Annotated in this window: 11 protein-coding genes; 4 read left to right on the top strand and 7 right to left on the bottom strand. The window is 69.9% G+C overall.

Annotated features, from left to right (window positions below; genetic code table 11):
* Positions 1-22: 22 nt before the first annotated feature.
* Positions 23-1,141, bottom strand: coding sequence for a flagellar brake protein (locus ACZ5MC_RS20155; RefSeq protein WP_464516631.1), 1,119 nt, complete (start codon positions 1,139-1,141; stop codon positions 23-25).
* An 85-nt stretch (positions 1,142-1,226) separates the two neighbouring features.
* Here ACZ5MC_RS20155 and ACZ5MC_RS20150 point away from each other — a divergent pair, with 85 nt between their 5' ends.
* Complete coding sequence (locus ACZ5MC_RS20150; RefSeq protein WP_464516630.1) at positions 1,227-2,882, top strand: B12-binding domain-containing radical SAM protein; 1,656 nt, start codon at positions 1,227-1,229, stop codon at positions 2,880-2,882.
* A gap of 145 nt (positions 2,883-3,027) precedes the next feature.
* Complete coding sequence (locus tag ACZ5MC_RS20145) at positions 3,028-6,105, top strand: diguanylate cyclase (RefSeq protein ID WP_464516629.1); 3,078 nt, start codon at positions 3,028-3,030, stop codon at positions 6,103-6,105.
* 3 nt (positions 6,106-6,108) lie between these two features.
* On the opposite strand, the gene mutS is transcribed toward ACZ5MC_RS20145, so the two are convergent.
* Genes mutS through ACZ5MC_RS20130 form a run of 3 tightly spaced genes read right to left on the bottom strand, consistent with a single transcriptional unit; the run spans position 6,109 to position 11,147 of the window.
* Positions 6,109-8,640, bottom strand: a complete 2,532-nt coding sequence (gene mutS, locus ACZ5MC_RS20140) for a DNA mismatch repair protein MutS (RefSeq protein WP_464516628.1) — start codon at positions 8,638-8,640, stop codon at positions 6,109-6,111.
* A 53-nt stretch (positions 8,641-8,693) separates the two neighbouring features.
* Entirely contained in the window at positions 8,694-9,842 is a 1,149-nt protein-coding gene (locus tag ACZ5MC_RS20135) for an MFS transporter (RefSeq protein WP_306597688.1), read from the bottom strand.
* Between the two features lie 33 nt (positions 9,843-9,875).
* Positions 9,876-11,147, bottom strand: coding sequence for an aminotransferase class I/II-fold pyridoxal phosphate-dependent enzyme (locus tag ACZ5MC_RS20130; RefSeq protein WP_464516627.1), 1,272 nt, complete (start codon positions 11,145-11,147; stop codon positions 9,876-9,878).
* 287 nt (positions 11,148-11,434) lie between these two features.
* Between ACZ5MC_RS20130 and ACZ5MC_RS20125 the strand changes: the two genes are divergently transcribed.
* On the top strand, positions 11,435-13,282 hold the full coding sequence (locus tag ACZ5MC_RS20125; RefSeq protein WP_464516626.1) for a phosphoenolpyruvate carboxykinase (GTP): 1,848 nt from the start codon (positions 11,435-11,437) through the stop codon (positions 13,280-13,282).
* Between the two features lie 61 nt (positions 13,283-13,343).
* On the opposite strand, the gene ACZ5MC_RS20120 is transcribed toward ACZ5MC_RS20125, so the two are convergent.
* Positions 13,344-14,723 (bottom strand): hypothetical protein, encoded by a 1,380-nt coding sequence (locus ACZ5MC_RS20120; protein ID WP_464516625.1) that lies wholly within the window; start codon positions 14,721-14,723, stop codon positions 13,344-13,346.
* Positions 14,724-14,887: 164 nt separating this feature from the next.
* On the opposite strand from ACZ5MC_RS20120, the gene ACZ5MC_RS20115 reads away from it, so the two are divergent.
* Entirely contained in the window at positions 14,888-17,461 is a 2,574-nt protein-coding gene (locus ACZ5MC_RS20115) for an ATP-dependent Clp protease ATP-binding subunit (protein WP_464516624.1), read from the top strand.
* Positions 17,462-17,468: 7 nt separating this feature from the next.
* Here ACZ5MC_RS20115 and ACZ5MC_RS20110 read toward each other — a convergent pair whose 3' ends face one another.
* Positions 17,469-18,308, bottom strand: coding sequence for a DUF4097 family beta strand repeat-containing protein (locus ACZ5MC_RS20110; RefSeq protein WP_464516623.1), 840 nt, complete (start codon positions 18,306-18,308; stop codon positions 17,469-17,471).
* Between the two features lie 224 nt (positions 18,309-18,532).
* Positions 18,533-21,154, bottom strand: coding sequence for a valine--tRNA ligase (locus ACZ5MC_RS20105; RefSeq protein ID WP_306602274.1), 2,622 nt, complete (start codon positions 21,152-21,154; stop codon positions 18,533-18,535).

The following is a 21,154-nucleotide window of genomic DNA, read 5'->3' as shown; positions in this document are numbered from 1 at the left end:
ACCTGGATGTCCCCTCGTCCTCTCAAGGCTCGGCGGGGGCCATGGGGCTGTCCCCCCCGTGGGTGTTGCGCCGGATGATGCCCTGGGCCAGGCGCTGGAGGAAGAGTCCCCGGGAGGGGTTCCACACGATGGCGCTGGAGGTCCTCCATTCGGCGGAAAGCTCGAAGAGGGTGGTGCCGTCCACCTGGGTGCCCAGGAGGAGGACCGGCACCTTGGGGAGGGAGAGCTCCACCAGCGCCTTCAGGAGGCGCCGCTCGTCCAGGGAGGTGCCCTTCACATGGAAGATGGCCAGGGGCGGGCCCGCGGCCAGGGCGTCCTTGATGGCCTGGGCGGAGTAGGGGAGGCGGATGAGGGGCTGGATGGGGGCCAGGAATTCCCTGAGGGCCACTTCCAGGTCCGGGTCCGAGCTGACCAGGAGGATGCCGGTGGGGCCCGCGGGACGGGGCTTGGTGGTCCGGTCGTTCAGTTCCAGGCGCTGGGCCAGCCGCTCGCGTTCCTCTTCGCGGCGCAGGAAGATCCACCGGGCCAGGGGCTGCTCCGTGCGCTCGGGCAATGCCGGCCGGAAGGCCAGGCCAAGCGTCCGGGCGCCCAGGTGGCGCACTTCGGCCCGGGTCTCGATCTGGATCTCGGGGGAGAGGGGCACGGACAGCAGCAGGGGCGTGCCCGGGCCCATGACCGCGGGGTCCACGTCCCGCTGGGCGTGGATCTTGGCCCCGGTGGCGCTGATGTCCACCAGGGTCCCCTGCAGCAGGTCCCCCTTGAGGGTGCTGTAGGTGACGAGCACCCGCCCCACGCGCTCGACCCGGTAGGAGTCGCGCTGGTCGTTCTCCGTGAGCGACTTGGGCAGGGACAGGCGGATCGTGCGGCGCCCTTCCAGCATTCCCAGTCCCAGCACCTCCACGTGGGCCTCGAAAAAGCCCAGACCGTCCGGGAACCGGATGGTCAGGTCCGGGGCCCGCAGGCCGAAGGTGGCGTCCTCGCGGCTCATGGTCGCCAGGATATGCAGCTCGCCGTTCTGGACCGCCAGGAAGGAGGACTCGAAGCGCAGGTAGGGCGTGGCCAGGATCAGGAGCTCCCGGCGGGCGCAGGCCTGGGCCAGTACATCCTGGATCTCTCCGGACTTCTTGATCGATTCCGCCACGGGCCGCTCCGCATTGTTCCTATCGTGCCATTGTTGTCGATTCGTGCGGGCGCGTCACCTGTGTTGAAATGGTACCGGGGGGATCATGGTGCTCAAGGGCGGAAACGGGATGGGCGGGGGCGGCGCCCTCCTGCTCTACAGCGCCCCGAAGAGCGGCTACGGGGACGAATGGATGACCTTCCTGCCCATCGGCCTGGGCTTCCTGCAGGCGATGCTCAAGTCCCGGGGCCACGCCTGCCGCCTGGCCAACCTCAGCGGCAAGGGGCGCAAGGAGATCCTGGCCTACCTGCGCCGCCACGATCCGGCCGTCATCGGTGTCTCCATGTTCACCTTCAACCGCAAGCGCAGCTGCGACCTGCTGGCCCTGGCGCGCGAGGCGTGCCCCGGCGCGGTGCTGCTGGCCGGAGGGCCCCACCCCACCCACCTGGCGCGGGAGGTCTTCGAGGACTGCCCGAGCCTGGATGCCATCGTCAAGGGCGAGGGGGAGATCCCCCTGCTGGAGGTCATGGCGCGCGGCGCCGCGTGGCGCGAAGCCCCCGGGCTCATCCTGCGGGACGGGGAGACCCCCAGCGCGCCGCCCATGGAGGACCTGGACATCATGGGGGCCCCCGTGGAGCACTTCCAGGCGGACTTCCTGGACGATCCCGGCCAGCTCTCCTACCTCAGCACCAGCCGCGGCTGCCCGGCCACGTGCAACTTCTGCAACACGCCCGAGTTCTGGGGCAGCTCCGTGCGCTTCCGCAGCCCGGAGGCGGTGCTGCGGGAGATGACCCTCCTGCGCGCGCGCCACGGCCTCACCTACTTCAGCTTCCGGGACGACACCTTCACCGCCAACCGGGGGCGGATCCTCAAGCTCATGGACCTCATCCAGGGCTCGGGCATGCACCCCCTGTGGAACTGCCAGAGCCGCGTGAACCTCGTGGACGAGGACCGCCTGGTGGCCATGAAGCGCGCCGGGTGCGAGTTCATGCAGTTCGGCGTGGAGCACGGCAGCGAGCGCGTGCTCCAGCTCCTGGACAAGGGCACCAACATGCGCCAGGCCCTGAAGGCCCTCACCCTGGTGCGCAAGGTGGGGATGAACCTGGGCATCTACCTCATCACCGGCATCCCCGGCGAGGAGTGGGCGGACGTGGAGATCACCTGCGACCTCATCCGCAGCGCCCTGCCGCACGACGTGCAGGTCTCGCCCCTTGCCCTGTACCCCGGTACGCGGCTCTTCGACACGTACCGCGCCGAAGGGCGCATCAGCCCGGACTTCTTCCGGGGCTCCGGGGATGCCGAGGTCTTCGCGCGGGTGGACGCCCACACCGAGAAGGCCCTGCGCCGGCTGGCCCAGGTGGCCGAGGCCACGAAGCCCAGGGCCATCTACACCCCGGCGCAGTTCCGGGAGCAGAAGGCCTGGCTGGGTTTCTGCGCCGTGACGAACCTGCTGTGCGGCGAGGCCGCGGAGGAGGAGGGGCGGTTCCTGGAGGCCGAAGCCGAGTACGACGAGGTGGTGACGAAGGAGCCCGGGAATTCCTGGGGCTTCCTGAAGCGGGCCCTGCTCCTCCACCGCACCGGGCGCGCTGCCCGGGCCCGGGCGGATCTGGCCGAGGTGCTGGCCCTGGCGCCGGGGAATCCCGAGGCCGTGGAACTGGCCCGGGAGTGGGGCGCCGGAAAGGGCTGGAAGGCCTCCCAGGGGCCCGCGGCCGTGATGAAGGGATCCCAGGCGTACCTGGACCGGGTGGAGCTCGATTCATAAGTTGTTGGTAATTCCCAAGCCGGCCTGCGCCCGGACAGTGTATTTTTAAGGGACCGCACGAGTCCCTTCTCCTCAACCCCCCGGCCCCCCCCGCCGCTCCACCTTGGGGATGCCGCACCTGCGCGTCCGGAAGACGGAATCCCGAATGCCATCGATCCGAGCCCTAGCCGTCCTTTTCCTCGCCCTGTGGTTCGCCCAGGCCGAACCGGCGGGACGTTACCTGTTCAGGACCTACGGCCCCGAGCAGGGCTTCGTGGAGCCCGGGCTCACCTGCATCACCCAGGATTCCGAGGGCTTCATCTGGATCGGGGGGGATTCGGGCCTGGTGCGCTACGACGGCGTGCATTTCCGCAAGTGGACCGCCGCCGACGGGCTTGCGGCCACCACCGTGAGCCGGGTCCTGCGGCGGCGGGGCGGGGGAATCTGGGTGATCACCGAGGGCGGGCTGGTGAAGTACCACAGGGGCGTGTTCACGCCGGTGCTTTTCCAGGGGCGGCCCTTCCGTCCCATCCGGGGCTCGGCCGTGGACCTGGACGGCGACGGCGCCCTGTGGGCCCTGGGGATGGACGGGTTGTACCGGACGGGTGGGGATGGCATGGAACGGGTGGCCGACGTGCCCTCCGGCCAGGGCCGGGGCCTGGCCTGCCGGGCTGCGACCCGGTCGGTTTTCGCGGTTGTGGGCGGGCAGGTGTGGGAACGTCGCAAGGACACCACCTGGGTTCACTACACCACCGAGGACGGTCTGCCCGCCGACGGCATCGAGACCCTGGCGGTGGACGGCGAGGGCCGGCTGTGGGTGGTGGGGCGCCGCCTCCTGCGCTACCAGGACCCTGGCGAGGCCGCCTTCCGGGATGCCTCCTCCTGGCTCCCCGCCCCGCCCTTCGCATCCTGCACCATCAACCGGGAGACGGACGGGAGCGTGGGCATCCCCACCAATTCCGGTCTGCTGCGCCTGAAGGGCGACGACCACGAGGTCATCGACCAGGCCGCGGGGCTTCCCTGCAAGTGGACGGTCTCCTCCCTGCGGGACCGGGAAGGCAACCTGTGGGTCGTGGGACCCACCCTGTACCGGCAGCTGGGAAGGGGCTACGTCCGCACCTTCACGGTCGAGGACGGGCTGCCCTCGGATCTGGTGTGGAACGTGTTCCGGGACCGTTCGGGCCGGCTCTTCGCGGGCACCAGCGAAGGCCTGGCGCTGCTCGGCGAGCGGGGCTGGTCCCGCGTGCCGGGCACGGAAGGGCTCAGCGTCACGAGCCTCGTCCAGGGCGACTCGGGAGCGCTCCTCATCGGGTCCACCAACGCCCCCCTGCGCACCCTGGAGACCCGCGGCGGCGCCGCCACCGAGACGTTCCTGCGGGGCCTGCGGGCCGAGGGGCTCGCCCACCCGGAGCGCTCGCAGTCGGTGGCCTGCGGCCGGGACGGGGTCATCTGGGTGGCCGACCCCAGCCGGGGCGTCTTCCGCATCGATTCCCGCCAGCGGACCTTCCGGCTGGACTACGGTCCGGCCCAGGCCGGGGTGCCGGACTTCACCCCCTGGCACCTCGTGGAGGACGGGGAGGGCCGCATCTGGGGCGCCACCAGCGCCGGCCTGGTCATCCACGACGACTCGGGCTGGCACCGCTTCGGCCGCGCCCACGGCCTCAAGGTCGACCCGCTCAACGGCATCGCGCTGGCCAGCGACGGCACCGCGTGGGTCCTCTACCGGGAGCCCCGCGGGGTGTCCCGGGTGGCCTACGCGAACGGTTCCATCCGCGTGCTCGAGAGCCTGGACACCACAAACCGGCTGGGATCCAACGTGGCCTACGCCGGGGCCGTGGACGCCCAGGGCCGGCTCTGGCTGGGTACCGACCGGGGCCTGGAATCGGTGCTGGGGGCGGCTTCCGCCCACCTCGGCCGCGGCGGCGGCCTCGCCGGCGACGACTGCAGCCAGAACGCCATCCTGGTGGACGGCAACCAGGACGTGTGGGTCGGCACCACCACCGGCCTCTCCCACGTCATCGCCGGGAACAGGCCCCGGGACCTGGCGCCCCTGGTCACGGCCATCACCCAGATCACCCGCGGCCGGGAGGAACTCCGGCCCCCCTACGCGGACCTGGGGCCCGTGGGCCACGCGGACGCGACGCTGGAGTTCCGCTTCGCCTCCCCGACCTTCGTGAACGAGAAGGCCGTGCTCTACCAGGTGCGCCTGGCCGGCCTGGAGGACGACTGGCGGTCCACGGATGTGCCCCAGGCCCGGTACGCGGCACTCCCGGGCGGAACCTACACCTTCGAGGTCCGGGCCGCCTATCCGGGCATGGCCTTCGGCCCTTCCGCCAGCTACGCCTTCGAGGTGCTGCCGCCCTGGTGGCGCACCTGGTGGTTCCTCTCCCTGGAGATCCTGGCGGCCATGGGGATCGTGAGCGTCGTGATGAACTGGCGCTTCCGCACCCTGGCGCGCCAGAAGGAGCGCCTGGGGGCCATGGTGGACAAGGCCACGGGCGACCTCCTCAAGGCCAACCACGCCCTGGAGAAGGCCAACCTCGCCCTGAAGGCCCAGAGCCTCTCCGACCCCCTCACCGGGCTCCACAACCGGCGCTTCCTCTCCGTGGTGGTGGACGACGACACGGCCAAGGTGCAGCGCTCCTACCGGGACTGGACGCCGGGCCAGGCCCTGCCCAACAACGACCTCCTCTTCCTCATGGTCGACCTGGACCACTTCAAGGTGGTCAACGACACCTTCGGGCACCACGTGGGGGACCAGGTGCTGGCGATGGTGGCCCAGGTGCTGCGCAGGGCCGCCCGCGAAACCGACGGCGTCATCCGGTGGGGCGGCGAGGAGTTCCTGGTGCTGGCCCGCAACTCCACCCGGGCCGAGGCCCCCATCCTGGCCGAGCGCATCCGCAGCCTCATGGCCGAGCAGAAGCTGGTTCTGGAGACCGGCGAGGAGGTCCGGTGGACCTGCTCGGTGGGCTACGCGGCCTACCCCTTCTGCCTGCAGGACACCACGTGGCTGGGCTGGGAGAAGGTGGTCGAGATCGCCGACGCCTGCCTCTACCTGGCCAAGCGCGCCGGCCGCGACGCCTGGGCCGGCGCCGAGGCCCGCGAAGGCCTGGATCGCGCCGCCCACGGCCCGCGCCTGCCCTGGGAGCTGATGGAGCTGGACCGGGAGGGGGCCATCGAGGTGGTCACGAACAAGCCGGAGGGGCTGAAGCGGCCGCCGGCGACGGGGGAGGTATTCGCCTAGCCTCTAGGATTTCTGCCGCGCCGCCACCCAGGCCATGACCTCCAGGGGCGTCATGCGGTTCAGGTCCAGGGCGTCCAGTTCCTCCCGCAGCGGGTCCGGCTCGGCCTCGAAGAGCGGCAGCAGCGGCTGCACCGGGCCCTGCCGGTGGGTCCTGGGGCGCTTCTCCTCCAGGGGCTTCTCGGGCGTTTCCGCCAGGATCCGCTGGGCGGCGGAGATGACGGAACGGGGCAGGCCCGCCAGGCGCGCCACCTGGATGCCGTAGCTGCGGTCCGCGGGACCCTCGGCGATGCGGTGGAGGAAGAGCAGGTGCTCCTCCCACTCCTGGACCTCCACGTGGAGGTTCTGGATGCGGGTGTCGTCGGCGAGCTTGGTGAGCTCGAAGTAGTGGGTGGCGAAGAGCGTCCGGGGCTCGCCGCCCTTGAGGTCGCGCAGGTGCAGGGCGATGGCCTCGGCCAGGGCCAGGCCGTCCCGGGTGCTGGTGCCCCGCCCGATCTCGTCCAGGATGACGAGGCTGGCGGGGGTGACCTGGTTGAGGATCCGGGCGGTTTCCGTCATCTCCACCATGAAGGTGGACTGGCCCTTGGCCAGGAAGTCGGATGCCCCGATGCGGGTGAAGATGCGGTCCACCAGGGAGAAGCGCATGAGCTCGGCGGGCACGAAGGAACCCACCTGGGCCAGCACCGCCAGCAGGGCCGCGGTGCGCAGGAAGGTGGACTTGCCGCCCATGTTGGGGCCGGTGACCACCGCCATGGAGCGGCTGGCGGGAAGGCGCAGGTCGTTGGGGATGCACTCGCGGCCCAGGCGGGCCTCCAGCATGGGGTGGCGGGCGCCGGCCAGGATCAGCTCGCGCTCCTCGCTCACCTCGGGACGGGTCCAGCCCGAAAGCCGCGCGCGCTCGGCGAAGGCGCAGAGCACGTCCACCTTGGCCACGGCCCGGGCGAGCTGCGTGAGGCCGGCGCGGTCCTCCAGGACCCGTGCCAGGAGCCGCCTGAACTGCGTCTCCTCCAGGCGCAGGAGGTCCGACTCGGCCGAGAGCAGCCGCTGCTCGAAGGCCATGAGCTTTTCGGTGGTGAAGCGCTCGGCGTTGGCCAGGGTCTGCTTGCGGATGAAGTGGGCGGGGGCGGCGGCGAGGTTGGACTTCGTGATCTCGAAGTAGTAGCCGAAGACCCGGTTGTACTTGATCTTGAGGCTGTTGATGCCGGAAGCCGCGCGCTCCTCCTCCTCCAGCTCGAGCATCACCTGCTTGGCGTCCCGGGCCAGGCGGCGCACGGCGTCCAGCTCCGGGTCGACCCCGTCCAGGATGGTGCCGCCCTTCTCCAGCTCCAGGGGCGGGGCCTCGGCGAGGCAGCGGCGGAGTTCGGCCACGAGGGCATCGCAGGTGGGGGTGTCCCCGGGCCACACGTCCAGCTCCTGGGATTCCTGGAACCAGCCCCCTTCCCGGATGAGCTCGGGGAGCTTGCCCGCCCGGGCGAGGCCGTCCCGGAGCTGGGCCAGTTCGGGCGGGGTGGCCAGCCCCAGGGCCACGCGGCCCAGGATGCGGTCCAGGTCCGGCACCGAGCCCAGCACCTTCTGGATGGGCTCCCGGTGCCGGTCCTCGGTGAACCACGCCACCTGGCGCCAGCGCAGCTCCAGGCCGGCCCGGTCCCGCAGGGGCTGGTCCAGCCAGGCCCGCAGGAGGCGCGACCCGAGGCGGGAACGGCACTGGTCCATGAGCTCCAGGAGGCTGCCGGCCCGGGACCCGTCGAGGGTGTTGGCCAGGACCTCCAGGTGGCGGGAGGACGTGGCGTCCAGGAGGGGCCCGGCGGCGCCAAGCTCCAGGCTCACCCCCTGGATGTGGGCGGGGCGGCCCTTCTGGGTGGCCTCCACCTGGTCCAGGAGCGCCCCCAGGGCGCCGATGGCCGCCGGGTAGGGGTCGAGGCCGACGCCCTCCAGGTGGGTCCAGCCGAAGAAGGCCAGTATCTGCGTGCGGGCGCGGGAGGCCTCGAAGCGCCACACGGGAAGCCGCACCCGGGCGGCCTCCAGCTCGAAGGGGTCGGGGGTGTTCTCCGCGAGGATGAGCTCCTGGGGGCCCAGGCGCTCCAGGGTGGAGGCCAGGAACGGCAGGCCCTCGCCGGGGATGACCCGCAGCTGGCCCGAGGCCAGCTGCAGCAGGGCGATGCCCCAGCTCTCCCCCACCCGGTGCGCCGCCGCCAGCCACCGGCCGTCGTCGTCCAGCCAGGTGCCGGGGGTGATGATGCGGGTGATGGCCCGGGGCAGGAGGCCCTTGACGTCCTCGGGCCTGGCGGTGGGGTCGGCGATGGCAGCGGAGTAGCCCGCGGCCAGGAGCTTGGGCAGGTAGCTCTCCAGGGCGAAGTGGGGCACGCCGCACATGGGCGTCTCGAATTCCGTCCCCCGGCCCCTGAGGGTCAGGGCGATCTCCATGACCGGCGCCGCCTTGACGGCGTCCTCCCCGTGCAGCTCGTAGAAGTCGCCCATGCGGGTGAAGAGGATCGCGTCGCCGGCCTCGCGCTTGAGGGCCGCGACCTGCGTGAGCATGGGGGTGGACATCCGGAGGACCTCGAAACATCCAGGATAGCGGGGATGGGCCTTCAGGACGTCCGGAAGGCCATGGCCACCGAGACCAGCCCCACGAGGCCGCAGCCGCCCCACACGGCCCAGGGGCCGCCCCAGCCGTAGGCCACCAGGCCCAGCCAGGGCCCCACGGTCAGGGCCACGGTCCACACGAGGCTGTAGAGGCCCAGGTACTGCCCCCTGCGGTCCGGCGGCGCCATGGCCGCCACCGCGTCGGTGGAGGCCGGGAGGAAGACCATCTCCCCCAGGCTCCAGGCCACCGTGGCCAGGACCAGGAGGGGCAGGGGGCGCATCAGCGCCAGGGAGCCGAAGCCCAGGGTGATGAGGCCGGCCCCCAGGGCCAGCTGCCTTCCGTGGGTCCAGTGGGCCAGCCGATGGTTGACGGCCACCTCCAGCAGGAGGATGAGCACGGTATTCAGGGTGAAGAGCAGGCCGAACACCTGGGTGCCGTGGCCGAGGCCCTGGACCACCCACAGGGGCAGGGCGCCGTGGATCTGCGTGAAGACGGCCGTGGCGGGCAGCAGGGCCGCGAGGAGCCAGAGCAGGCGCCGGTCCCGCCAGGCCGAGAGGCTGGGCAGGGCGGGGGCGGGCTCGGGGGGCGGGGAGGGCACGAAGGCCAGGACCACGGCCAGCCCCAGGGCCGTCGTGAGGCCGTCGATCCAGAAGAGGGCCGTGAAGGAGGAATGGGCGATGAAGCCGCCCAGGGCCGGCCCCACGGAGATGCCCAGGTTGGAGGCCAGCCGGTGGAGCACGAAGGCCTGCTTGCGGCTGGAGGGCGGCACCAGGTCCGTGATGAGGGCCATGGAGGCCGGGTAGTAGGCCTGGGTCGCCGCGGACCACAGGGCGATGGCGGCCAGCATCAGCCCCCGGGCGGGGACGTAGGGGAGCAGCAGCAGGAGGGCCGCGGACAGGCCCAGGCTGAGGGCCAGGGTGAACCGGTGGCCGAAGCGGTCCGAGAACCACCCGCTGAAGGGGCTCGCCGCCAGGGCCCCCAGGCCGTAGAGGGCCAGGGCCGTGGCGGCCTGGGCCTCCGTCCAGCCCCGGCCCCGCACCAGGTACAGGGCCAGGAAGAACACCACCATGGTGCCCATGCGGTTCACGAGGGTGCTGAGGGCCAGCACCCACATGCCGCGGGGAAGGCCTTGGAGGCCGCGCCAGGGATTCATCGCTTCAGGGTCGCCCCTGGGTGGGGGTAATGTCTAGTTTCTGGCGCAGACCCGCTCGAGGGCGTCGATGAGGGGCTGGATGGCCTCCTCCTTCATGGAGCAGAAGGCCAGGCGGATGTACTTGTCGCTGTGGCTCACCACGCCCACGCTCTCCTCGGCGATGAGCTTCTGGCGGATGGCGTCGGCGTCCAGGCCCGGGCGCAGCTCCAGGAGGCAGAAGCACCCGGCGTTGAAGGGGTAGACGGTCCAGTGCGGCACGGGCTTGTCCAGGGCCTTGCGCAGGACCTCGTAGCGCCGGCCCAGCACCTGGCGCATCTTCTCGAACTCGCCCTCGTGGCGCGCGTCGGCCAGCTCCAGCTCCATGAGGTACTGGCTGATGGCCACGGGGCTGCCGATGCCCGAGCGGATCAGGCCCATGCACTTGTCCACGAGGATGGCGGCGGACGCCTTGTCCACGCCGAAGGACAGGAAGCCCACGCGACCGCCGAAGAAGCTGAGCTCCTTGGTGACGCCGTCGCACTTCAGGGGGATGAGGTTGGGGCTGCGGCCGATGAGTTCGAAGAAGAGGCTCTTGCTGGTGGCCTTCTCGTCGAACACCAGGCCGTGGTAGGCGTCGTCGCAGTACACCACCACCGTGCGGTCCTTCGCGGCGTCCACCAGGACGTCCGCGATGGCCTTCATCTCCAGGGGCGTGGGGCTGTAGCCGCTGGGATTGCTGGGGAAGTTGAGGAGCACCTGGACCTTGCCCTGGATCCCGGCGATGCAGTCGCGCAGGCCTTCGACGTTGAAGCCCATGGCCGCGTTGTAGAAGGGGAACCGCCTGAAGTCGCCTTCCAGGCGGATGTTGAAGATCTGCTCGTAGTTGTCCCAGTAGAGGTCGGCCAGCACCAGGGTGTCGCCCTTGCCGAAGAAGAGCTCGGCGCCCATGGTCAGCGCGTGGCAGATGCCGGCGCTCACCACCGGCAGGCCCACGGCCTCCATGCGCGCGTCCTCCTTCACCAGCTTGTCGTGCCAGGCCTTGCGGGCGGGCTCGCGGCCCTGGATGGGGGAGTACAGGAAGGCGTCCTTGGGGTTCAGGCCCGCGAGCTTCTCGGCCATGGGGGCCAGGGGGAGCGGGTTGCCGGCGCCGTCGGTGATCTGGCCGATGGTCGCGTTGATGGCGCAGCCCTTGCTCTGGCCGGCCTGGTAGGGGATCCCCTTGGGGAAGAAGGAGCGCTGCCCCAGGGGGGAAAGGGCCCCGGCGATGGCCGGATTGATGGCCTTGAGGCGATCGTTGCGATCCTGGGCTTCGGGATGGATGGACACGGGCCTCTCCTGGTTGGTTTCTTCCGGATGACAGAGGGTTATGATCCGCCCGCCGGTCCCCGATGGAGAATGATTTAAGTCACACAGGCCTGGATCGGGGCCAAGAAGCCCATGGGACAAGGGGTTGGTACGATTCCAGCATACCAAGAAGCGGCGGATGCGGCATATTGGAGCCTTCTTCCGCATTGCGGGGGGAAAACCCGATGTCTAGACTGATTTCAATCAGCTGTTTGAGGGAATAGCGGGCCTTTCCGGCATTCCTGGGACATGCTATTGGAGACTGGCATATGAGCGCCGTGCTGAACGTCCCTGACTATGTGCACAACAAGAAGGCCATCGCCTGGATCCAGGAGGTCGCCGACCTTTGCCAGCCCGACCGGATCCACTGGTGCGACGGTTCCCAGGAGGAGTACGACGCCCTGTGCGGACGGCTCGTGGAAGGCGGGACCTTCCAGAAGCTGAACCCCGCCAAGCGCCCCAACAGCTACCTGGCCCTCTCGGACCCCAGCGACGTGGCGCGGGTGGAGGACCGCACCTTCATCTGCTCCGTGCGCAAGCAGGATGCCGGCCCCAACAACAACTGGGTCGCCCCCAAGGTCATGAAGGAAAAGCTCAAGGGCCTGTTCAGCGGCTGCATGAAGGGCCGGACCCTCTACGTGATTCCCTTCAGCATGGGCCCCCTGGGGTCGCGCATCGCCCACATCGGCATCGAGCTCACCGACTCGGCCTACGTGGCCGTGAACATGCGGATCATGACCCGCATGGGCGCCAAGGTCTGGGACGTCATGGGCAAGGGCGAGTTCGTGCCCTGCCTGCACTCCGTGGGCGCCCCCCTCGAGCCGGGCCAGAAGGACGTTTCCTGGCCCTGCAACAAGGACAACAAGTACATCGTGCACTTCCCCGAGGAGCGCGCCATCTGGTCCTTCGGCTCCGGCTACGGCGGCAACGCCCTGCTGGGGAAGAAGTGCTTCGCCCTGCGCATCGCCAGCTGCATGGCGCGGGACGAGGGCTGGCTCGCCGAGCACATGCTCATCCTGGGCGTCGAGAAGCCCGGCGGCGAGAAGACCTACGTTGCCGCCGCCTTCCCCAGCGCCTGCGGCAAGACCAACTTCGCCATGCTCCAGGTGCCCGACCAGTTCGCGGGCCACAAGGTCACCACCGTGGGCGACGACATCGCCTGGATCAAGCCCGGGCCCGACGGCAGGCTCTACGCCATCAACCCGGAAGCGGGATTCTTCGGCGTGGCCCCCGGCACCGGCATGAAGTCCAACCTCAACGCCATGCTCTCCATGACCGAGAACACCATCTTCACCAACGTGGCCCTGACCCCCGACGGCGACGTGTGGTGGGAAGGGATGACCGACGAGGTCCCCGAGAAGCTCACCGACTGGCAGGGCCAGCCCTGGACCCCCGGCTGCGGCCGCAAGGCGGCGCACCCCAACAGCCGCTTCACCGCCCCCGCCAGCCAGTGCCCGAGCATCGACCCCGAATGGGAGAACCCCAACGGCGTGCCCATCAGCGCCTTCATCTTCGGGGGCCGCCGCGCCACCACCGTGCCCCTCGTGGTGCAGTCGGTGAACTGGAACTTCGGCGTCTACACCGCCGCCACCATCGGCAGCGAGATGACCGCCGCCGCCGCGGGCAACATCGGCGAGGTGCGCCGCGACCCGTTCGCCATGCTGCCCTTCTGCGGCTACCACATGGGCGACTACTTCAACCACTGGCTCCAGATGGGCCGCGACATCAAGAACCCGCCCCGCATCTTCTGCGTGAACTGGTTCCGCAAGGACGCCGACGGCAAGTTCGTGTGGCCCGGCTACTCGGAGAACATGCGCATCCTGAGCTGGATCGTCGAGCGCGTCCACGGCCGGGCCTACGCCGCCGAGAGCCCCCTGGGCTGGGTGCCCCGGTACGAGGACCTGCACCTGGAGGGTCTCGAGAACTTCGGCGAGGAGGGCTTCCGCGCCGCCATGGCCATCCGCCGCGACGAGTGGCGCCACGAGATCCTGCTGCACGAGGAGCTCTTCGAGAAGCTCTACGACAAGCTTCCCAAGGAGTTCTTCCACATGCGCCAGCTGCTGCTGAGCTCCCTGTGGCGGTCCCCGGAGAGCCTGGGGCTGGCTCCCGAACGGTAGAAGAAGGCCCTTGAACACGATCGCCGGCCCGGGGCCGGCGATCGTCGCGTACGGGCGGCCTTCAGTCGAGCTGGACCGGGTCGCTGGTCCCCAGGGGGGTCACGACCTGGAGCTTCCCGGTGGTCCCCGCGGGCAGGTCCACCCTCACGACGGCGTCGCTGAGGGCCTTGAGGCCGGCGACGGGCTTGCCGTCCAGGAGGACGGCCGTGGCGCCTCCGAGGCAGGTGCCGGCAAGGGTCACGGTGGCGCCGGACCGGGTGGCCGCCGAGGCCATGGGCCGGAACAGCGCCTTGAGCATCCGGGTGCCGCGCGAGGCGCCCACGGCCTTGTCCATGGCCGTGACCAGGTCCTGGAGGGTCCCCGAGGCGGCGGTGATGCCGTCCAGAGCGGCCTGGTCGCCGTCGTTGAACAGGAGGTGCAGCGTGGCGGCGGCCCGGGTCCCCTCCCGGGTCAGGCTCCACAGGCCGGTGCTCGCGCCGGTGTCGAACCCCGCCATGGGCTGGGTGTTGCCGGAAACCAGGATCTGGCTGTCGAGAGGTTCCTTCGTGAGCGGGTCCTGGTCCCCGTGGGTCAGGATGCCGAAGGGGAACATCACGCCCGGGGCGTGGCCGTCGATGGTGACGCCGGCGTCCGCTTCGAAGATCCCGGCGGTGAGGGTGTGGGGCTGGACATACTTGCCCGTGGCCGGCGCGCCGGGGTCCGTCCAGTAGTGGGGGCGGAAGAGGTAGATCCCCAGGTCCGGGGTCACGCCGTCGTACTGGTAGTCCTGGCTGGCGCACAGGATGTCAACGTCGGCGGGATTGAGCCCGGCGTCGGCGATTCCCGCCTTCACGGAGGCGGGCAGCGCTTCCTGGAAGGGGGCCGGCAGCTTCAGGTTCAGGGAATACCGGGTGAAGAGGTGGCCCGGGCGGTTGCCGCTGCCGGTGCCGTCCTCCCCGCCGGGGTGGTAGGCGTGGAAGACAGGCGCCGTGGGCTCCAGAAGGTTGTAGATGGCCGAACGCCCCCCCGCGGGGAAGTTCACCCAGGTTCCCGAGTCGTACGTGCCGGTGATCTTTTCCAGGGCCTTGGGAAAGGCCGCGCGGCGGGAGGGCAAAAGGGTGAAGGCCGGCGCCTGGGCCGTGCCCGCCGCCGTGGAGACGGCGATGACGCCCCCGTCCTGGGCGTCGTCGGGAATGCGCACCCGGATCCGGGAGTCCCCGTCCGCGTCGAAACGCCCCGCGGGGAGGTCCCGCCCCGCGAACGTGAGGCGGGTGGGCCCGGCGAGGGCGCGTCCCTCCAGGACCACCTCGGCCCCGGGGACGCCCGAGGCGGGGGTGATGGCGGTGATCTCCGGGGCGGAGGCCGGTCTGGCGGAACCGCCCCCTCCGCAGCCAGGCAGCATCAGGAGGAGGCTTGAGAATGGAAGGATCATCGCAAAGGAAGAGTCTGAAAGCCTGGGCATGGGCATGTCTCCATGAAATGCTGACCATGAGTGCACGGTTCGGGGCCCCGGTTCCTGCATTCGAAATAAATTTTTAATAAATTATCCACCATTACAATCTTGACGCATAAAATCTTAGTTGACTTCAGTCAATATTGCCCTACCTTGGACCCTGGAGGCAATCCATGGCCATGCTGCCGTTCACCCAGAAAGCCAACGAAGCCCTGGTCGCCGCGAGGGATCTCGCGGTGGCCGGGCAGCATCCGGAGATCCTGCCGCAGCATCTGTTCGCGTCCATCCTGGTGCCGGAGCGGGGCCTGCGGCCCATCCTGGAAAAGGCCGGGGTCAGCCCCGAGGCCATGAACGGACTGGTGGACGCCGCCAACGAGGCCCTCGGCGGGCTGCCCAAGGCCATCGGGGGCTCCGAGCCCCAGGCGGGTCCCTCCCTGCGCCACCTCCTGGAGGTGAGCAGCGACACCGGCAGGGGCCTGGGGGACCGGTTCCTGGCCACGGACGCCATGCTCCTGGCCTTCACCAACGCGGGCACCGAGGCCAAGAAGATCCTCGCGTCCTTCGGACTGGACCGGCAGAGGATCGAGGCCGCCATAAGGGAGTCCCGCAAGGGCGCCCGGGTGGAGGACGAGCACGCCGAGGAGAAGTTCGCGGCCCTGGAGAAGTACGCCAAGGACCTCACGGCCCTGGCCCAGGCCGGCAAGCTGGATCCGGTCATCGGCCGGGACGAGGAGATCCGCCGGGTCATGCAGGTGCTGAGCCGGCGCACCAAGAACAACCCCGTGCTCATCGGGGAGCCCGGCGTGGGCAAGACCGCCATCGTCGAGGGCCTGGCCCAGCGCATCGCCAAGAACGACGTGCCGGAGAGCCTCAAGGGCATGCGGCTCATGTCCCTGGACATGGGCGCCCTGGTGGCGGGAACCCAGTACCGGGGCCAGTTCGAGGAGCGGCTGAAGGGGGTCGTGCAGGAGATCCAGAACAGCGCGGGCGAGATCATCCTTTTCATCGACGAGATGCACCTGCTCGTGGGGGCGGGCTCAGCGGAAGGCGGCATGGACGCCGCCAACCTGCTAAAGCCGGCCCTGGCCCGGGGCGAGCTGCGCTGCATCGGCGCCACCACCCTGGACGAGTACCGCAAGCGCATCGAGAAGGACGCCGCCCTGGAGCGCCGCTTCCAGACCGTGATGGTCGACGAGCCGGCGCTGGAGGACACCATCTCCATCCTGCGCGGCCTCAAGGAGCGCTACGAACTGCACCACGGTGTGCGCATCCGCGACGCCGCCCTGGTGGCCGCGGCGCATCTCAGCCAGCGCTACATCGCCGACCGCTTCCTGCCCGACAAGGCGGTGGACCTGGTGGACGAGGCGGCCTCCCTGGTGCGCATGCAGATCGACACCCGCCCCATCGAGATCGACATGCGCGAGCGGCGGGAGATGCAGCTCCAGCTGGAGCGCCACGCCCTGGCCAAGGAGAAGGACAGCGCCAGCCGCGCCCGGCTCGGGGAGCTGGACAAGGAGCTGGCGGATCTCACGGAGGAGCTGCGCTCCCTTCGCACCCGGTGGGACCAGGAGAAGAGCCGCATCGAGGAGAACCGCGGGCGCCAGAAGCGCCTGGACGACCTCCGCATCGAGCTGGACCGCGCCAAGGCCCGGGGCGACTACGAAGTGGCCTCGCGCCTCGAATACGGCGAGATCCCCACCCTGGAGAAGCAGCTGGCCGCCACCGAGGACGTGGAGGGGGCCATGCTCCGCCAGGAGGTGCGGGAGGAGGATGTGGCCGCCGTGGTCAGCAAGTGGACCGGCGTCCCCGTCACGCGCCTGCTGGAGGGCGAGATCCAGAAGCTCCTCCACATGGAGGAGCGCCTGCGCGAGCGCGTCGTGGGCCAGGATCCGGCCCTGGAGGCCATCAGCGAGGCCCTGCGGCGAAACCGCGCCGGGCTGGGGGACCCCAAGCGCCCCATCGGCTCCTTCCTCTTCCTGGGCCCCACGGGCGTGGGCAAGACCGAGGTGGCCCGGGCCCTGGCGGAGTTCCTCTTCGACGACGAGAACGCCATGGTGCGCATCGACATGAGCGAGTTCACCCACGAGGCCGACGCCACGCGCCTCATCGGCGCGGCCCCGGGCTACGTGGGCTACGAGGAGGGCGGCCGCCTCACCGAGGCCGTGCGCCGGAAGCCCTACGCCGTCATCCTCCTGGACGAGATGGAGAAGGCCCACCCGCGAACCTTCGACCTCTTCCTGCAGGTGCTGGAGGACGGCCGCCTCACCGACGGCAAGGGCCGCACCGTGAACTTCCGGAACGCCGTCGTGCTCATGACCACGAACGTGGGGAGCCAGGCCATCTTCGAGGCCGGGGGCGAGGTGGACAAGGCGCGGACGGAGATCCAGGCCGCGCTCAAGCTGCACTTCCGGCCCGAGTTCCTCAACCGCCTGGACGAGGTGGTGACCTTCCGGTCCCTGGGCCTGGACGACATGAAGGCCGTGGCCCGCATCCAGATGAACCGGGTCGTCGCCATGCTCCAGGACAAGCGAATCCGCCTCGAAGTGCCCGAAGAGGCGCTGGCCTGGCTGGCGAAGGAAGGCTACGATCCCCAGATGGGCGCGCGGCCCCTGAAGCGCCTCATCCAGCAGGTGGTGGTCAACCACCTGGCCCGGATGCTGCTGGAGGGCCGGATCCGGCCCGGCGACGCGGCGACCCTGGACGTGGAGGGCGGCGAACTGGCCATCAAGGTGGAAGCCGTCCAGTAGTCGGCAATCACTCGATGTCGATGTTCCCGTCAACCGTGCGGAAGGTGATCTTCTGGTCGCGCCCGGGAATGGAGCAGGTGAAGCGGTTCCGCTTGTTCCCGGCGTAGACGGCGCCGGGGAGGGCGGAGCGCACCCGGCCGTCCACGGCCTTGGCCTCCAGGTTGCCCGTGGCCTTGCCCAGCTTGACCTTGATGGCGCCGTCCACCGTGCGGAAGGCGAGGCCCTCGCCCCACCCGTCCAGGCCCTCGGCGGTGATGGAGCCGTCCACGGTGTGGACGTTCACGCCGCCCTCCACCTGGCTCAGGGTGATGTCGCCGTCCACGGTGCCGCCCTTGAGGCGGGCCTTCAGGTTCCGGGCCGTGATGGCCCCGTCCACGGCCTTGGCGTGCACCTCGCCGGAGATGTCCTGGAGCCGGATGGGGCCGTCCACGCTGTGGCACCCCGCGTAGCCCTCCAGGTCCTGGATGCCGATGGCCCCGTCCACCGTGCGCACCTCCACGTTGAGCTTCCGGGGCACCAAGAGGGTGAGGTTGACCACGGGATCGTGGAAGCGCCCGAAGAACAGGATGCGGATCCGCCGCCTCCGGTGCCGGTCCACCTCGATCTCGAGCCCGTCGGCCACGCGGCGCACCTCCAGCTTCGCCTCGCCGCTGTGGCTGCCCTGCACGAACTCCGCCACCAGCTGCACCTCGGGCTTGTCCCAGCCCTTGATCTCCACCTTGCCGTCGCCCTGGGTGATGCGCAGGTTGGCGCCCATGGCCAGGGCCTCCGTGCGGGTTTCCGTCCGGGAGGGCGGCGCCGCCGAAAGCGCCGCGCAAAGGAGGAGGGGGAGGACTTGGATTCTCATGGGATCACCTTGGCCTTCCAGAGTAGGCCGGCGGGGAAGGCCTGGGCATGCAATTCCGCCAATACCGGTCCTCCATCGGCGAACGCCAGCCAAGGCCCGGTGGATGGCGGACAGGGCTTTTCTTAATCCTTCTTCATCCCTGTCCGTCCCCATCCATCCCCGGCAAATTCAGCGTTTAATTCGCCGGGGATGAAGAAGGATGAAAGAAGTCCTTGATCCAGGTATCAGACCGCCAGCAGTTCCCTGATCTTGGCCAGCCGGGCCTGCTTCTCCGCGGCGCCGGCGCGCATCTTCGCCACGGCGGCCTCGGGAGCCTTGGTGACGAAGGATTCGTCGGCGAGCCGGGCCAGGGAGGACTCCAGCTCCTTCTCCAGCTTGTCGCGCTCCTTCTCCAGCTTGGCCTTCTCGGCGGCGGGGTCCTTGAGGCCGGCCAGCTCCAGGGCGACGGTGCCCCCCGTGACCACGCCCACGGCGCGGGTGGGGGCGTGGATGTCGCCGTCGGGGAAGGCCACGGACTCCAGGCGCGCGATGCTCTTGAGGCCCTCGGTGAAGGGCTCCAGGGACTTGAGGGTGCAGAAGGCCGGCACGCGCTTGGCCGGGTCCACGCCGTTGTCGGCCTTGAGCCGCAGGAAGGCGGTGAGGACCTCCTGGAACCTGGGAACCAGGTCGGGATCGCCGCCCTCCGCCTGGAGGAGGGGGTCGCCCAGGGGCCAGCTTCGGGCCGCCAGGAGCGCGGGTTCGCCCTGGGGCAGGCGCCCGTCCATGACGGCCGCGTGGATCTCCTCGGTGAGGAAGGGCACCACGGGATGGAGGGCGCGCAGGAGGATGTCCAGGAAGTGCAGGATGGCGGCCTTCTGGGCCGTGGTGCCGTTCTGGAGGGTGACCTTGGCCAGCTCGATGTAGGTGGCGCAGAAATCGTCCCAGACGAGGTGGTAGAGGGTCTCGGCGGCCTCGTGGAAGCGGAACTCCTCGATGGCGCGCGTGGTCTGCTCCAGGCTTTCCCGCAGGCGCCGGATCATCCAGTACTCGGCCTCTCCCAGTTCGGGCTTCACGTCGAGGGTGACGTCCGGAGTGAGGTTCATCTGCACGAACCGCGCGGCGTTCCAGAGCTTGTTGCAGAAGTTCCGGCTGGCCTCGAGGCGCGAGACGGAAAGCGAGATGTCGGTGCCGGGCGCGGCCATGGCGGCCAGCGAATAGCGCAGGGCGTCCGTGCCGTAGTCGTCCATGGTCTGCAGGGGGTCGATGACGTTGCCCTTGGACTTGGACATCTTGGCGCCGTGCTCGTCGCGCACCAGGGCGTTGAAGTAGACGTCCCGGAAGGGCACCTCGTCCGTCCAGGTCAGGCCCGCCATGACCATGCGCGCCACCCAGAAGAAGAGGATGTCGTAGCCGGTGATGAGCACGCTGGTGGGGTAGTAGCGCTTGAGGTCCCCGGTCTCGTCGGGCCAGCCGAAGACGCTGAAGGGCCAGAGCGCCGAGGAGAACCAGGTGTCGAGGGTGTCGGGGTCCTGGGTGAGGGCCGTGGAGCCGCACTTCTCGCAGGCCTTGGGAGCCTCCTCCTCCACGTTGAGGTGGCCGCAGGCGTCGCAGGTCCAGGCCGGTATGCGGTGGCCCCACCACAGCTGGCGGGAGATGCACCAGTCCTGGATGTTCACCAGCCAGTGCTCCCAGACCCCGGCCCAGCGCTCGGGGGTGAAGCGGATGCGGCCGTCGCGCACGGAGGCAAGGGCCTTGGCGGCGGCCTCGTCGACTTTCATGAACCACTGCTCGGACACCAGGGGCTCCAGCACGGCGCCGCTGCGGTCGCTCACGGAGACCTGGTGGGTGTAGGGCTCGATCTTGTCCATGAGGCCGAGCTTCTCGAGGTCGTGGATGACCTTCTTGCGGCAGTCGAAGCGGTCCAGGCCCGCGTAGGCGGGGCCCGCCTCGGCGGTCATCTTCGCGTCGAAGCCGATGACGGTGATGCTGGCCAGGCCCAGGCGCTTGCCGGCGGCGTTGTCGTTGGGGTCGTGGGCGGGGGTGAGCTTCACGCAGCCCGTGCCGAACTTGGGGTCCACGAAGGTGTCGGCCACCACGGGGATCTCCCGGTCCGTGAGGGGGAGCCTGACCATCTTCCCGACCAGGTGCCCGTAGCGCTCGTCCTCGGGGTGCACGGCCACGCCGGTGTCGCCCAGCATGGTCTCCGGGCGGGTGGTGGCGACGACCACGAAGCCGCTGCCGTCGGCCAGGGGGTAGCGGAGGTGCCAGAGCTTGCCGTGGCGCTCGACGTACTTCACCTCCAGGTCGGACAGCGCCGTCTGGCTCGCGGGGTCCCACTGGATCATGCGGGGGCCCTTGTAGATGCGGCCCGCCTTGTAGGATGCGGCGAAGACCTTGCGCACGGCCTTGTTGAGGTCGGGGTCCATGGTGAACCGCTTGCGGGTCCAGTCCACCGAGGCCCCCAGCCGGCGCAGCTGGTTCTCGATGGCGCCCTGGTTCTCGTCCTTCCAGGACCACAGGCGCTCCAGGAAGGCCTCCCGGCCCACGTCGTGGCGGCTCTTGCCCTCGGACTCCTTGAGCTGGCGCTCCACCACCACCTGGGTGGCGATGCCGGCGTGGTCGACGCCGGGCACCCACAGGGCGTCGTAGCCCTGGGCCCGCTTGAAGCGGGTGAGGATGTCGTGGAGGGTGAACACCAGGGCGTGGCCCATGTGGAGGTTGCCCGTGATGTTGGGGGGCGGGATGACGATGGACCACGGCTTCTTGCCGCTGTCGGGCTGGGCCTCGAAGATGCGGGAGGTCTCCCACTGCTCGTACCAGCGGTGTTGGGCGGTCTTGAAATCGAAGGCCTTGTCCATCTCTTGCAT

This window comes from Mesoterricola sp. JemC181, assembly GCF_055384585.1.
The sequence above is the reverse complement of the archived record's forward strand: the minus strand, read 5'-3'. Positions and strand labels throughout refer to the sequence as shown.